Below are 15,017 nucleotides of genomic sequence, written 5' to 3' on the forward strand. Positions count from 1 at the left end.
CTTAGTTTTTCTTTGTCAATATGGATTGATTTATCGGTGTAAAAGTATTATAATTAGTATCTAAGACAGTACAATTTGATTTGTAAAAAATACAGATGTTTACGGTATTAAATTAGATGCGAATAAAAATAAAAGAGGTAGTTTGATGGATTACTTAAAGAGAACCTGGGCAGAGGTATCGCTTGATGCAATTAAGCATAATTTTAATGAAATAAAAAGCAAGGTAAACGGCAGAGCAAAGATTTGTTGCGTTATAAAAGCAGACGGTTACGGTCACGGCGCCGTTGAACTTTCTAAACTCTATGAGCAGCTTGGCGCTGACTTTTTTGCCGTTTCAAATATTGACGAGGGTATAGAAATTCGTGAGGCAGGCGCAACACTTCCTATCGTAATTTTAGGATTTACTCCTGCAAATGAGGCTAAGCGACTTGCAGAATACAATATTTCTCAGGCGGTTTACAGCCTTGATTATGCAAAAATGCTTTCTAAGGCTTGTTGTGAGCAGAATGTGGTTTGTAAAATTCACATCAAAGTTGATACCGGTATGAGCAGAATAGGTTTTATGTGTCAGGAATTTCCGAGAGATGATTATTCTGTCGAAGAAATTAGAACAGCCTGCACTCTAAAAAATCTTGAGCTTGAGGGTATGTTTACTCATTTCTGTGTGTCGGATGAAGCCGAGGACGGCAAAGACTTTACAGAAAAGCAGTACAGTTGCTTTTCTTATGTAAGGGATAAACTTAAAGAATCGGGAATTAACATTAAGATTTGCCACTGTTCAAACAGCGGTGCTATTGAAGATTACGAGCATACATATTGCGATATGGTAAGAGCGGGTATTATACTTTACGGACTTGCTCCGTCATATAAAATTCAGAATAATTTAAATCTTATTCCCGCAATGACTTTAAAATCAACGGTTGCATATGTAAAAAATCTTAAAAAGGGTGCTGATATTTCATACGGAAGAACATTTACCGCTCCTAAAGATATGAAGATTGCAACTGTTCCGATTGGATATGCCGACGGTTTTATTCGTCAGAACGCAAAGGACGGATATATGCTTGTCAACGGTAAAAAAGCAAAAATTGTGGGCAGAATATGTATGGACCAGACTATGATTGATGTTACCGATATTGAAGATGTAAAAATCGGTGACGAGGTAGTGATTTTCGGAACAGGCGAAAACGGCGAAATGACAGCCGATGACCTTGCAAAAAATACTGATACTATTAACTATGAAGTAGTTTGCCTTGTAGGCAAGCGTGTACCGAGAATTTATATTAAAAACGGAAAAGTAATGGATGTGATGTATAAGCTATGAGAATGCTTGTTATTGACGGAAACAGTATAGTAAACCGTGCTTTTTACGGAATAAGACCGCTTACAACAAAAGACGGTCAGTTTACAAATGCGATTTACGGATTTCTTACAATGCTCACAAAAATAAAAAACGAAGAAAATCCCGATGCGGTAGCTATTGCTTTTGACCTTAAAGCTCCTACATTCCGCCACAAGGCATATGCAGGCTACAAGGCAACAAGAAAAGGTATGCCGGAAGAGCTTGCCTCACAGATTAAACCGCTAAAAGAGCTTTTACAGCTTTTGGGTTATACTCTTGTGACCTGCGAGGGATATGAGGCCGACGATATTTTGGGAACATTTGCAAAGGCTTGCGAGAAAAACGGCAACGAATGTGTGATTGCGACAGGTGACCGTGACAGCTTACAGCTTGTTTCCGATACAACAACAGTGCATCTCTGCACAAACAAGCAAGACATCAGTTATACACCTGCAAAAATTCTTGAGGATTACGGCGTTACACCAAAACAGCTTATAGAAATTAAGGCTATTCAAGGCGATTCGTCCGATAATATTCCCGGTGTTGCGGGAATCGGCCCTAAGGGCGCAGGCGATTTGATTTCACGCTTTGGCAGTGTTGATTACATTTACAGCCATATTGACGAGATAGATGTTAAGGACGGCATCAGAAATAAACTTAAAAATTCCGAGGAAAATGCGAAGTTAAGCCGTATACTCGGTGAGATTTTCTGCGAAGTTCCTATCAATACAAATGTTGAGGATTACAAAGTCGAATTAAAAGATCCCGAAGAATGTGCGAGGTTTATGGCAAAACTTGAGCTATTCTCGCTTATCGACAAACTCGGATTAAAAGAAATGCCGACAGCGGAGGAAAAGCCTACAGCTGTGCAGAACTTTGAAGTTGTAGAAAATGCAGATGCTAATATTCTGTATGAGAATATTAAAAAACAGGGTAAGGTATATTTTAAAACTGATTTTTCTGATATAGAAAATCCTGTTTGCAACATTCTTTTTGACGGTAAAGTTTATATTGTTAAGGATAACGAATTTTTCGACAAACTTCTTGAAAATGAAGAAATTTTGAAATTTACTCACGGCAGTAAGACAGTTTTTGCTTATGCCGATAAGAAGAATATTGAAGTAAAATCGCTTGCGTTTGATATTGAACTTGCGGCATATCTTATTGAGCCGTCATCAAAAGATTACAGTGACGAAAATTTATGCGGCGGTTACGGAATAACGCTTCCGAAAAACGAGAAGTTTTCGGAACTTTCCGCTCTTGCCGTATATGATGTGCTTTGCGAAAAACTTAAGAAAGATATAGATACAAACGAACAGGAAAAGCTGTTGACAGATATTGAAATTCCTCTTGCAAAGGTGCTTGCTAAAATGGAGAACCTCGGATTTGCCGTTGACAGGCAGGGGATAGAGGACTACGGCAAGATATTGCACGAACAGATAAAAAATCTTGAAAATGAGATATACACAAGCATCGGTTATGAATTTAATATAAATTCTCCGAAACAGCTTGGCAAGGCGCTTTTTGAAGATTTAGGACTTCCGTGTAAGAAGAAAACAAAAAGCGGTTACAGCACAAACGCAGAGGTGCTTGAAAGTCTGCGCTACGAACATCCTGCGGTTGAAATGGTGCTTTCGTACCGTACGCTTGCAAAACTTTATTCAACCTATTGCGAGGGGCTGTTAAAGGTTATTGCCGAGGACGGCAGAATACACTCAAGTTTTAATCAAACCGAAACCAGAACGGGAAGAATCAGCTCAACAGAGCCTAATTTACAAAATATCCCTGTCCGTACAGAAATCGGCAGAGAATTGAGAAGGTTTTTTGCCGCAAGAGAGGGTTGGGTGCTTGTTGATGCCGACTATTCTCAGATTGAATTAAGAGTGCTTGCTCATATTTCGGGCGATAAAAATATGATAGAGGCATTTAATACGAATGCCGATATTCACACTATTACAGCGTCACAGGTGTTTAATATGCCTGTTGAAATGGTTAATTCCACAATGCGCAGCCGTGCCAAGGCGGTAAACTTCGGTATAGTTTACGGAATCGGTGCTTACTCACTTGCTAAGGATATTAAAGTAACCAATAAAGAGGCATCTAAATATATTAAAGACTACCTCGCTCATTACAGCGGCGTTGACGAATATATGAAAAATGTCGTTGAAAAAGCAAAGCGTGACGGTTATGTTGAAACAATGTTCGGCAGAAGAAGATATTTACCTGAACTTAGCTCGGGCAAGCATATGATGAGAGCTTTCGGTGAGCGTGTGGCAAGAAATATGCCGATTCAGGGCACTGCCGCAGATATTATTAAAATCGCAATGATTAAGGTTGACGAAAGAATGAAAAAAGAGGGCTTGCAGGCAAGGCTTATTTTGCAGGTGCACGATGAGTTGATTGTCGAGGCTCCCGAAAACGAAAAGGAAACAGTGGCAAAGCTGTTGCAGGAGGAAATGGAAAACGCTGTAAAGCTGTCTGTTCCGCTCACTGCCGATGCCGCTGTCGGAAGGACTTGGTATGATGCCAAAAAATAAAATTATGTTTGTATGCACAGGCAATACTTGCCGCAGCCCTATGGCAGAGGCAATATTTAACCGTTTTGCAGAGGAAAAAGGACTTGCCGTAAGGGCAGAGAGTATGGGTACAACAACCGTAACAGGTATGCCTGTTTCTGAAAATTCGGTTGAAGTCTGCAAAGAAATCGGTATTGATATTTCAGATATGCATTCTACGGCTTATTCCGATAAAAAACTTGATGAATACGATAAGTTTTATTGTATGTCGGTAAGTCATAAGTTTTTCCTTATGACACAGTGCGCTGTCCCTGCCGATAAAATCGAGGTTATTAATGTTGCCGACCCGTATATGTGCGGCGTTGAGGTTTACAGACAGTGCCGAGATGAAATTTGCAGTGCCGTTAAGGAAATTTTAAAACAATATGAGAATTGAAGAAATGAAAGAAAGCCACCTTTTACAGGTGGCAGAGATTGAAAATAAATGCTTTTCTCATCCGTGGTCATTAAAAAGTCTTGAGTTTGAACTAAAAAACAACGGCTCGCATTTTTATGTAAGTGTTGAGGACGATAAGGTTCTCGGCTACATAGGAATGAATGTTGTTGTTGACGAAGGATATATTTTTAATGTGGCGGTTGATGAAAACGCACGAAAAAAGGGCATAGGTACGGCTTTGATAAATACTCTTGTTACCTTTGCCAAGAAAAACAGCCTGGCTTTTTTGACTCTTGAGGTAAGACAATCCAATGAAAATGCAATAAGACTGTATTCAAACGCAGGCTTTGTTAAGGTGGGTGAGAGAAAGAATTATTATTCTGAACCTGCCGAAAACGCAATACTGATGACAAAGTATTTTTGATAAAACGAAAGGATTATTTTTATGAAGATACTTGCAATAGAGTCCTCTTGTGACGAAACCGCAGCAGCGGTTGTTGAGGACGGAAGAAAAGTTATATCCTCTGTTGTTGCCTCTCAGGTTGAGGAGCATAAACTGTATGGCGGTGTTGTTCCCGAAATTGCATCCCGCCGACACGCCGAGGCAATAGTGCCTGTTGTAAAAAGTTCGCTTGAACAGGCAGAGCTTACTCTAAAAGAAATCGACGCCATTGCGGTTACATATGCTCCGGGTCTTATCGGTGCGTTGCTTGTGGGCGTTAATTTTGCAAAGGGACTTTCCCTCTCAACGGGACTTCCGCTTGTGCCTACTCATCATTTAAGATCGCATATTGCGTCTAATTATATTTCTAATCAAGAATTAAAACCGCCTTTTCTTTGTCTTGTTGTATCGGGCGGTCACAGTCATATTGTAATGGTTGAGGATTACACCAAAATGCGTATTATCGGCAAGACAAGAGATGATGCGGCAGGCGAGGCTTTTGACAAGGCGGCAAGAACTATGGGTATGCCGTATCCGGGCGGAATTGCTCTTGATAAGGTGGCAGAGAACGGAGATCCGTTTGCTTTTAAGCTGCCAAGACCAACGGTAAGCGGTTCACAGTATGATTTCAGCTTTTCGGGACTTAAAACGGCTGTAATTAATCTTATTCATAATTCTGCGCAAAAGGGCATAGAACTTAACAAAGCCGATGTTTGCGCATCTTTCAGATATGCGGTTGTAGACTGCTTAAAAACTAACTTTTTGAAAGCCGCCGAGGATTTAAAGGTCGAAAAATTGGTTATTGCAGGCGGTGTGTCTGCAAACAGACTTTTGCGTTCTTCTTTACAGGAAGAATGTAATAAGCGTGGACTTGCTTTTTATATGCCCGAAAAATCTCTTTGCGGTGACAATGCGGCAATGGTTGGCTCGCAGGGATATTATGAATATTTGAGCGGTAATATTGCAAGCACAGACCTTAACGCTTTTGCAACAATGAGTATAGAGCTGTAAGAAATGTGTATAAATTTGTGCCGTTTAGTATTTTATTGTTGACATTTTTTGCCCTGTAATTTATAATAGACATTAAAGCAATTATATGTATAATTTGTTTTAATGCTTATTAAAATTTGGAGGAAAATTATGGACAATTACAACAACGATTCTTGGAATAATAACCAAAATCCACAGCAAAATCAGAATACATATTCTGCACAGGACTATCAGCAGCCATACGGTTCGCAAAACTATTCCGCACAGGATTATCAGCAGCCTTATGGCGCAGACAACAGTCAGAATAATTCTTACCAGCAGCCTTATGGCTCAGGCTACAATCAAACACCGTCTTATCAGCAGCCAAACTATAACAATATCAACAATGATGACGAGCATGTTTCTGTACTTATGTGGATTGGTATATTCTGTATCAACCTTATTCCTTGTGTGGGCAGCCTTGTTTATTTCATAATGATGTTTGTATGGGCATTTGGCAGCACACCTAAAAAGTCACTTAAAAACTTTGCAAGAGCACAGCTGATTGTACTTGCTGTTGTTGTTGTTATTTTTCTTATTTTGTTTATTACTTCATTGGCAACAGGAGCTGCTATATTTAGCAGCACAAATCGTTACAGCTATTATTAATAGCACATTTCAGAGGTGGTAAAAATAATTACTCCATATAAAACCTATCAGAAAATATTGGTGTTTTTGTTGCCGTTTGCGTCTGTCGGATTTGCGTATTTGTTTTCGCTTTTCGTTTTCAGATACATAACATTACCATCCTGCTACCTGTATGAGCTTACGGGCATTTATTGCCCCGGCTGCGGCTGTACGAGGTCGGTTTTCGCTCTCATTCATGGAGATGTTTTGTTATCATTAAGGCAAAACCTCTTGGTGATATCCTCACTTATAGTATTGTGCATACTTTATATAGAGTTTGTTTTCAGAGCATTCGGGAAAAAGCTCCGTACATTTATTCACAGCAAATACTTTTGGTGGACGGCATTCGTTATAGTAATGATATATGCTGTGCTTAGAAATATATTTCCTGTGCTTGCGCCTATTGAGTTTGCATAAAATTTAATAATCACTTAAAAAGGCAATGAAAGTTGCCTTTTTATTTTTGAAAAAATTTTAAAAAAGTGTTGACAAACGGAAAATTATGGTATATACTATATATAAATATAGTAATCATTACTAAAATTAATATTTTAAATAGAAAATATGAGATTTTGAAAGGATTGAATTATTATGGCAAACAAATATGCAGGCACACAGACAGAGAAAAACTTACTTGAGGCTTTCGCAGGCGAGTCACAGGCAAGAAATAAATATACATACTTTGCGTCTAAGGCAAAGAAAGACGGCTTTGAGCAGATTTCATCTTTATTCCTTAAAACAGCCGATAATGAAAAGGAACACGCAAAAATGTGGTTCAAGGAATTAAACGGAATCGGTAGCACAGCCGAAAACCTTGCCGCAGCCGCTGAGGGTGAAAACTACGAGTGGACAGATATGTACGAGGGATTTGCAAAGACAGCAGAGGAAGAGGGATTCCCTGAACTTGCAAAGAAATTCCGTATGGTTGGTGCAATCGAAAAAGCTCATGAGGAGCGCTATCGTGCATTGCTCCACAATGTAGAGATGCAGGAAGTTTTTGCAAAGAGCGAAGTTAAGGTATGGGAGTGCCGTAACTGCGGTCACATTGTAGTAGGTGAAAAAGCCCCTAAGGTATGTCCTGTATGCGCACATCCACAGTCATATTTTGAAATTCACGCAGAGAATTATTAATTTGAGTGAATTGTGGTTTGACTTGTTTTTGTGAGCTACTGTGTAAAATTTAACTTTTAGTTTGCAAAATATAAAAGATTAAAAACCTCAACTTTGTGTGTAAAACACAATAAAAAGCAGTCAGTATTAAAACAACAATACTGACTGCTTTTTCTTTTGGTTAATTATTCGTTGGTTTTGTTGGCAGCTTTATCGGCTAAAATTCCTGTAAGCTTTTTTAATGCAATAAAGCTCTCTTCGCTTATATCGTGCTCAATTTTGCAGGAATCTTCATAGGCGGTGCTTTCGTTTACGCCGAGCGAGATCAAGAGCTCCGCAATGAAATTGTGCTTTTCAAGAATTTTTTGCGCAATTTCCATTCCGCTGTCGGTTAAGGTGATGTAACCTTCGCCGTCCATAATAATGTAATTGTTCTCTCTTAATTTTTTCATAGCAACGCTTACGCTTGGCTTAGAAAATCCGAGCAGGTTCACTATATCTATTGAACGAACGCAGCCTCGTTTTTGCTGAATTAAAAGTATAGCCTCAAGATAATCTTCTGACGATTTGTGAACTGATAATGACAATAAAAACACTCCTTGAACAATGATGAAAAATAATGTTCAATCCCAAAATACATTATGTTGATTAAATATTACAAAAACATTAAATGCTTATATGTATTTATTGTAACATATTTTAGAGGGATTGTAAAGTTAATAATTATTAATATCTTTATATTTGCCAAATATTTTTTAGTACAAAATTTTACTTGCTATTTTATGGAATATATCGTAAAATTATAGACAAAGGATAGCTATTAAAATCAGCTTGATATGATATATAGATGAAAGGACGATTTATTATGTCACAGAATCCTGTAATTACTATTGAAATGGAGAACGGCTCTGTAATTAAAGCCGAGCTTTATCCTGAAATTGCACCAAACACAGTAAATAACTTTTTAAGCCTTGTAAATAAAGGCTTTTATGACGGACTTACTTTTCACAGAGTAATTTACGGCTTTATGATTCAGGGCGGTTGTCCTGACGGAACAGGTATGGGCGGCCCTGGTTACAGCATTAAGGGCGAATTTGCTATCAATGGTTTTGAAAATAACCTCAAGCACACAGAGGGTGTTCTCTCTATGGCTCGCTCAATGATGCCGAACTCAGCAGGCTCACAGTTCTTTATCATGCACAAGAATGCGCCTCACCTTGACGGTCAGTATGCCGCTTTCGGTAAGGTAATTGATGGTATGGATGTTGTAAACAAGATTGCTGAGTGCGACACAGACTTTGCAGACAAGCCGCTTGACGCTCAGATTATGAAAAAGGTTACAGCCGATACCTTTGGCGTTGAGTATCCCGAACCTGAAAAGTGTTAATTAAAGTTATATAATGTAGAAAGGTGATTATTATGAATGTTTTGCTTACAGGCGGCGCAGGCTACATTGGTACACATACCTGCATTGAACTTATAAACGCAGGTCATACAGTAGTTGTTGCCGATAATTTTTCAAACAGCTCTCCAAAGGCTATTGAAAGAGTTGAGGAGATTACAGGTAAAAAAATTCCGCTTTATAATATTGATGTTTGTGATGTCGAGGCACTCGACAAGCTCTTTGCCGAAAATAAAATTGACGCTGTAATTCATTTTGCAGGATTAAAGGCAGTAGGCGAGAGCTGCGAGATTCCTGTTGCTTATTACAGAAATAACCTTGATTCTACACTTGCTTTGCTCGAGGTTATGAAGAAATATTCGGTAGCAAACTTTGTTTTCAGCTCATCTGCTACTGTATACGGTATTCCCGAGAGAGTTCCGCTCGTGGAAACAATGCCGACTGGCTGCACTAACCCATACGGTTGGACAAAACTTATGAATGAGCAGATTCTTACCGATGCAGCTAAGGCTGACAACAATCTTTCGGTTGTACTTTTAAGATATTTCAATCCTATCGGCGCTCACGAAAGTGGCAGAATAGGTGAGAACCCTAACGGTATTCCAAACAACCTTATGCCATATATTACTCAGGTTGCGGCAGGCAGACTTAAAAGACTCGGCGTGTTTGGCAATGATTATCCTACTCATGACGGCACAGGCGTAAGAGATTATATCCATGTGGTAGATCTTGCAAAGGGTCATGTAAAGGCTATTGATTATGCCGAAAAGCATAAGGGCACAGAAATCTTTAACCTCGGCACAGGCACAGGTTACAGCGTTCTTGATATTGTAAAGGCTTTCAGCAAGGTAAATAATATTGAAATTCCTTATGATATAAAGCCGAGAAGAGCGGGCGATATTGCAGAATGTTATGCCGATCCGACAAAAGCATATGAAATTCTCGGTTGGAAAGCCGAAAAGACCCTTGAAGATATGTGCCGTGACTCATGGAACTGGCAATCTCATAATATAAATGGGTACGAATGACCGAAAAAACAATCTTGTTTTTGTGCAATCAAACAAAATAACACGAATTTATAAAAATTGCTCTCCAAAATGTCAAAATCAATTGACTTTTGGGGAGTTTGTATTATATAATATAAAAGCTTATAGAAGCATTACTATTAAAGGAGGAAAAAAGAAATGTTCAAAAAAGCATTAAGCCTTGTCGTTTCTCTTATGCTTATGGTAACTTCATTGTCATTTGCAGCAATTTCAGTTTCTGCTGCAGATACAACATATGTAGTTGCCGGCGCAGAAGAACTTTGCGGCGTTTTATGGAAGGGTACTCCAGAAGAAGCTCCTGCAAATGTTATGACAGACAATGGCGACGGTACTTACACAAAAGTATTTACCAATGTTCAGCCGGCATCAGGTCTTACACTTAAGGTTGTAGAAAATGGTGCTGACGGTTCACAGAACTGGATTGGCGACGCAACAGGCAATAACATTACATTTAATGTAACTGCTGCAAGTGATGTAACAGTAAAATTTGATTCTTCTACTAAAGAAATCACTGTTACAGGCGACGGCGTTCAGTTTGTAACAAATCTCGATATCGACAGCATCAATGCTGTTGGTAACGGCGACCCTGATGATGAAGCTTGGTTAAACGGTGCAGCTTGGGATCCTACAGCTAACCCTATGACAGAAGTTTCAGACAAAGTTTATGAGATTACATTCAAGAATGTAACTAAGTTCGACAACTATCAGGTTAAGTTCGCAGCTAACGGCAAGTGGACTGACAGTTGGGGCGCTGCAGCGGAAAACTTCACACCTGAATCAGGCGTAGAGTTTGACGCAGCATATAACGGAGAGAACCTTACCGTTAATGTTCCTTATGAATTTGCTGATGTAACACTCAAGCTCGACCTCACAAACTTTGATTATGCTACAAAGTTAGGTGCTAAGGCTACTGTAACAGTAACAGACACATCAACTCAGGTTGAAACAACAGAGGCTGATACAACAGTTGAGCCAACTACTGCTGCTCCTGCTACACAGCCAACAGCTGCTGCTCAGAAAGCACCTCTTACAGTAAATGCTACTTCAAATGTTTTCTCAACTGCAAAGGCTGAGTATAACAGCGAAACAAATCAGGTTACTGTAAGCTACTACCTCGACACAGATTATGACCTTGTAAACCTTGAATGGTACTTCACATTTGACAGCGAAGTATTTACTGTAAACAACAAGAATAATCTTGATTCAACAGGTAAGAAACTCGGCATTATGCCACAGATTACAAGCGGTTATGTAATCAACACAAGTATACCCGGCAAGGTAAACGCTAACGCATCTGACCTTGGTCTTTACACAATTAATAAAGACATTCCTTTCGCAAAGATCGTATTGGATGTAAAAGGTACTCCTGAGAATGTTGAAACAACAGTAAACATGAATGTAAGAGTTCTCACAAAGGGTGAAATGGACTTTGATACAATGAGAGTTGATCCTGATTCAATGGTATCATATGTTTGCGATTACATCATTCATGATGCATCTTACATCAAAGCAGCTACAACAAAGCTCACAGAGTCAACATTTGTTCCATCAACAGAGTCAACAGAAGCTCCTGAAACAACAGTAGCTCCTGAGACAACAGTTCCTGAAACAACTGCAGCTCCAGAGACAACAGTTCCTGAAACAACAGCTGCACCTGAAACAACAGTTCCAGAGACAACAGCTGCACCAGAGACAACAGTTCCTGAAACAACTGTAGCTCCAGAAACAACAGTTCCAGAGACAACTGAGGCTCCTGAAACAACAGTAGCTGCAACTACAGAAGAAGCTCCTGCTGGTGCTCTTAATGTAAATGCTACTTCTAACTTATTCCCTGCATCATCTAAGGTTGTTGCAGGTGACGAAGAGTATGTAACAGTAACTTATTACTTTGAGTCAGAGAAGAATGTTCTTAACGCAGACTTCAACCTTACTTATGACCCAACAATGCTCGCTCTTGACAGTGTTATGACTCCTTACACAAACGGTGTAGTAGTAAACTCTGCAACAGCAGGCAAGGTTTATGGCAATATGTCAAGCCTTAATCTTTACAACTTCAACCAGAAGACACCATTTGTTTCAGTTGTATTCAAGAGACTTGGTCTTGGCGAAACAGATGTAAACCTCACAGTTGATAACCTTACACTCTCACTTGCAAACGCTGAAGGTGTAACAGATGAAGCCCAGGAAGAGGGCCTTGTAAGAGATGGCGTTCTTGCTGAAACATCAACAAAATATTCAGTTGAAACTGAAATTCAGGCAGGTAAAGTTACACCTGTTGTTCCAACAACAGCTGAACCAACAACAGCTCCTGCTCCTGCAGGTTCAACATATGTAGTAGCAGGTTCAGAAGAACTTTGCGGTGTTTTATGGAAGGGCAGCCCGGAAGAAGCTCCTGAAAATGTTATGACAGCTAACGGCGACGGTACATACACAAAGGTATTTACCAATGTTCAGATTGCTGATTCACTTCAGCTTAAGGTTGTAGAAAATACAGCTGATGGCGGTCAGAATTGGATCGGTGATAACGGAGACAACAATATAACCTTTAATGTTGTTGCCGCTTGTGATGTAACAGTTACATATGACAGCAATACAGGCAAAATCACTGTTTCAGGTGACGGTGTTCAGATCGTTTCTGATATTGAAATCAAAAGCATGCATGCTGTTGGTAACGGTGACCCTGATGATGAATCATGGTTAAACGGTGCAGCTTGGGATCCAACAGCTAATGAGATGGAGCAGGTTGCAGATAAGGTTTATGAGATTACATATCACAATGTACCTAAGTTTGACAACTACCAGGTTAAGTTCGCAGCTAACGGCAAATGGGCTGACAGCTGGGGCGGTGCAGAAGAGAACTTCTCACCTGTATCAGGCGTTGCATTTGACGCTACATACAATGGTCAGAACCTCACTGTAAATGTACCATATGAGCTTGCTGATGTAACACTCAGAATTGACCTTTCAAACTTCAACTATGCTACAAAGCTCGGCGCAGTTGCTACAGTAACTGTAACAGAAGCTTCTCAAGTACCAACAACAGCTCCTGAAACAACAGTTCCAGAAACAACAGTACCTGAGACAACAGTACCTGAGACAACAGTTCCAGGCACAACAGCTCCAGAGACAACTGTACCTGAAACAACAGTTCCAGGCACAACAGTTGAGCAGGACACAACAGTAGCTCCTGCAACAGGCGCAACATCAGCAACAGGTTCAACAGTTAAGCCTGGTACAGCTGATACAGCTAACAAGGGTAATAATACAACTAATAACAACGGTACAGTTAAGACAGGTAATGCATCTATGGCAGTAGCTATCCTCCTTGTACTTGTATCTGCTACTGGTGTAATTTACTTTACCCGCAAGAAGATTAAATAATCTTTTATAAGCAATAAATAAAACATAGTTTTTCGCCCTCCGTTAATTCGGAGGGCGTTTTTGCGTTTAAATTAAAATTTTGAAAATTAAGGTTCTTTACCAAAAGTTGCGTTAAATAGTGTTTAGCGAACAAAGTTTAGTTAAATAAATATAAAATTTAGGTCAACCCTTTTTAAAGGGTTGCGGGTTTGGGCAGAGCCCATTAAACAGTAAAAATGAACTTATTTTCAATAAAAAATAAACGGTTGAATTTATTATAGAATAACTAAACTTTAGATTAATCAAGACTTTAGTGGAAAACAAAAGTAAAGACTAATGGGTGGCAGAAAGTAAGAAAGTTGCACTTGAGCAATCTTAGAGAAAAGGTACTCTAAAGGATACAAAAGTTTGCGTGTGTGGGTAATTTGCCCTTGGAAAGAGGCAAATTAGTCGTTTTAGTAGCGCAGCTTTTTCCTATGTTGCTGTCGCATTTTAGGCTATCACCATTATGTTCAGCCCCGAACGGCAAGTCGTTTGGCTATCAGAATTTGAAATAGCATAAAGCATTTGTGGGCATTGCCTACAACCTTTGAAAAGGTTGAGTAAACTTTTAACTTTGGGACGAAAAGTTTGGCTTTTGCCGTACTTTGTTGCCCGACAAAAAATAATCTGATAAAACATAATTCCTGAAAATGATTAAAAATTGAAATTGAGAATGTACTATTTAAAAATAAAGTCTAAAATTTTTGCAAATCAATAAGAAAAAATCACATAAAATTCAGATTAAAAAATGTATTAGTTCATTGAAATTTTGTTAATAATATTATATAATAGAAATACTATGATTAAGGATTTGATTTTATGTTGAAAAAAATTAAAACTGCTATTGCTTACTGCTCTGCAATGCTCATGATTGTTGCCGCAACTATGAGCGCAAATGCTGCCAATGAAGTCACAATTAATGATTCGGCTAATGTTGCGGTCGGCGATACTTTTACATACTCTATGTTCATTTCAGATGCACAGAGCGGAATAATGGGTATGCAGGCATATGTTTTTTATGATACAGATTACCTTGAAATTGATACATCATCAATTAGCTTTGAAACTCTCAACGGCGTAATTTACAACGGAAACCTTGACGGATATATGACTTTTAATTTTTCTGATATAAATAATTATGCTGACTTTTCATCAAGATCTCAACTCGTATCAATGAATTTTAAAGTTAAAAAAGCCGGCAATACTAATGTAAGATATTTTATCAAGGAAATGTATGACAGCAATATGGTAACTCTTTCTGCCTATACTATAACCTATGATATAGTTTATAATGAAAAAACTATTGTGTCCGACCAAATTCCTGTTGTTGAGGATTCAGAGAAATATATCAATCACTACCAAGGCAATTTCATAAATTACCTTGACGGCAAGGGCGATGATAATACAAATGAGAAGAACGACCACAAGGCGGTAATAGGAGAAAAAACTACTATGGTTCCGCAAAATAATCAAAATGACAATCAGTACACAGATGTTACTCAAAACGGTTCGGGCTCATCGGTTACAACAATTGTAATCGTTTGCGGCTGCGTTCTGCTTGCGGCGGCTATTGCAGGAGTAATGTATTTCAGAAATAAAGAAAACAAGAAAAATGAGGTAAATACTGATAGTGATAATATTGACAATGATATGCCGTAATGTGAC

Annotated in this window: 13 protein-coding genes; 12 read left to right on the forward strand and 1 reads right to left on the reverse strand. The window is 38.9% G+C overall.

Annotated elements, in window-relative coordinates:
* Window positions 1-145 precede the first annotated feature (145 nt).
* From alr to rbr, 8 genes are all read left to right on the forward strand, one after another.
* Window positions 146-1,324 carry an alanine racemase gene (alr, locus tag DXC23_RS08350; RefSeq protein ID WP_117705653.1) on the forward strand — a complete coding sequence of 393 codons (1,179 nt, stop codon included), beginning with the start codon at window positions 146-148 and terminating at the stop codon, window positions 1,322-1,324.
* Entirely contained in the window at window positions 1,321-3,879 is a 2,559-nt protein-coding gene (polA, locus tag DXC23_RS08355; RefSeq protein ID WP_117705654.1) for a DNA polymerase I, read from the forward strand. The genes alr and polA overlap by 4 nt, the downstream gene beginning before the upstream one ends.
* Entirely contained in the window at window positions 3,863-4,294 is a 432-nt protein-coding gene (locus DXC23_RS08360) for a low molecular weight protein arginine phosphatase (protein ID WP_158552525.1), read from the forward strand. Before polA ends, DXC23_RS08360 begins: the two co-directional genes overlap by 17 nt.
* A complete protein-coding gene (rimI, locus tag DXC23_RS08365) occupies window positions 4,284-4,718 on the forward strand; it encodes a ribosomal protein S18-alanine N-acetyltransferase (protein ID WP_117705656.1) in 435 nt (144 codons plus the stop codon). The genes DXC23_RS08360 and rimI overlap by 11 nt, the downstream gene beginning before the upstream one ends.
* 21 nt (window positions 4,719-4,739) lie before the next feature.
* Window positions 4,740-5,747: a tRNA (adenosine(37)-N6)-threonylcarbamoyltransferase complex transferase subunit TsaD gene (tsaD, locus tag DXC23_RS08370; RefSeq protein ID WP_117705657.1), complete on the forward strand. Its 1,008-nt coding sequence runs from the start codon at window positions 4,740-4,742 to the stop codon at window positions 5,745-5,747.
* A gap of 129 nt (window positions 5,748-5,876) precedes the next feature.
* A complete protein-coding gene (locus DXC23_RS08375) occupies window positions 5,877-6,374 on the forward strand; it encodes a hypothetical protein (protein ID WP_117705658.1) in 498 nt (165 codons plus the stop codon).
* A 15-nt stretch (window positions 6,375-6,389) separates the two neighbouring features.
* On the forward strand, window positions 6,390-6,809 hold the full coding sequence (locus DXC23_RS08380; protein WP_158552527.1) for a DUF2752 domain-containing protein: 420 nt from the start codon (window positions 6,390-6,392) through the stop codon (window positions 6,807-6,809).
* A 174-nt stretch (window positions 6,810-6,983) separates the two neighbouring features.
* Complete coding sequence (rbr, locus tag DXC23_RS08385) at window positions 6,984-7,523, forward strand: rubrerythrin (RefSeq protein WP_117705660.1); 540 nt, start codon at window positions 6,984-6,986, stop codon at window positions 7,521-7,523.
* A 164-nt stretch (window positions 7,524-7,687) separates the two neighbouring features.
* On the opposite strand, the gene DXC23_RS08390 is transcribed toward rbr, so the two are convergent.
* On the reverse strand, window positions 7,688-8,089 hold the full coding sequence (locus tag DXC23_RS08390) for a metal-dependent transcriptional regulator (protein WP_117705661.1): 402 nt from the start codon (window positions 8,087-8,089) through the stop codon (window positions 7,688-7,690).
* Window positions 8,090-8,367: 278 nt separating this feature from the next.
* Here DXC23_RS08390 and DXC23_RS08395 point away from each other — a divergent pair, with 278 nt between their 5' ends.
* The 4 genes from DXC23_RS08395 (at window position 8,368) to DXC23_RS08410 (ending at window position 15,011) form a co-directional block, all read left to right on the forward strand.
* Window positions 8,368-8,889 (forward strand): peptidylprolyl isomerase, encoded by a 522-nt coding sequence (locus DXC23_RS08395; RefSeq protein WP_117705662.1) that lies wholly within the window; start codon window positions 8,368-8,370, stop codon window positions 8,887-8,889.
* Window positions 8,890-8,921: 32 nt separating this feature from the next.
* Window positions 8,922-9,932: a UDP-glucose 4-epimerase GalE gene (gene galE, locus DXC23_RS08400; RefSeq protein ID WP_117705663.1), complete on the forward strand. Its 1,011-nt coding sequence runs from the start codon at window positions 8,922-8,924 to the stop codon at window positions 9,930-9,932.
* A gap of 156 nt (window positions 9,933-10,088) precedes the next feature.
* Window positions 10,089-13,331: a hypothetical protein gene (locus DXC23_RS12540; RefSeq protein WP_199523059.1), complete on the forward strand. Its 3,243-nt coding sequence runs from the start codon at window positions 10,089-10,091 to the stop codon at window positions 13,329-13,331.
* Between the two features lie 840 nt (window positions 13,332-14,171).
* Window positions 14,172-15,011, forward strand: coding sequence for a cohesin domain-containing protein (locus DXC23_RS08410; RefSeq protein WP_117705664.1), 840 nt, complete (start codon window positions 14,172-14,174; stop codon window positions 15,009-15,011).
* Window positions 15,012-15,017 lie beyond the last annotated feature (6 nt).

This window comes from Eubacterium sp. OM08-24 (assembly GCF_003438075.1).
In the GTDB taxonomy this organism is placed as follows: domain Bacteria; phylum Bacillota; class Clostridia; order Oscillospirales; family Acutalibacteraceae; genus Ruminococcoides.

Bases quoted from the DNA above. Each gene is read 5' to 3' on its own strand.
- alr (WP_117705653.1), top strand. From the start codon at position 146: ATGGATTACTTAAAGAGAACCTGGGCAGAGGTATCGCTTGATGCAATT.
- polA (WP_117705654.1), top strand. From the start codon at position 1,321: ATGAGAATGCTTGTTATTGACGGAAACAGTATAGTAAACCGTGCTTTT.
- DXC23_RS08360 (WP_158552525.1), top strand. From the start codon at position 3,863: ATGATGCCAAAAAATAAAATTATGTTTGTATGCACAGGCAATACTTGC.
- rimI (WP_117705656.1), top strand. From the start codon at position 4,284: ATGAGAATTGAAGAAATGAAAGAAAGCCACCTTTTACAGGTGGCAGAG.
- tsaD (WP_117705657.1), top strand. From the start codon at position 4,740: ATGAAGATACTTGCAATAGAGTCCTCTTGTGACGAAACCGCAGCAGCG.
- DXC23_RS08375 (WP_117705658.1), top strand. From the start codon at position 5,877: ATGGACAATTACAACAACGATTCTTGGAATAATAACCAAAATCCACAG.
- rbr (WP_117705660.1), top strand. From the start codon at position 6,984: ATGGCAAACAAATATGCAGGCACACAGACAGAGAAAAACTTACTTGAG.
- DXC23_RS08395 (WP_117705662.1), top strand. From the start codon at position 8,368: ATGTCACAGAATCCTGTAATTACTATTGAAATGGAGAACGGCTCTGTA.
- galE (WP_117705663.1), top strand. From the start codon at position 8,922: ATGAATGTTTTGCTTACAGGCGGCGCAGGCTACATTGGTACACATACC.
- DXC23_RS12540 (WP_199523059.1), top strand. From the start codon at position 10,089: ATGTTCAAAAAAGCATTAAGCCTTGTCGTTTCTCTTATGCTTATGGTA.
- DXC23_RS08410 (WP_117705664.1), top strand. From the start codon at position 14,172: ATGTTGAAAAAAATTAAAACTGCTATTGCTTACTGCTCTGCAATGCTC.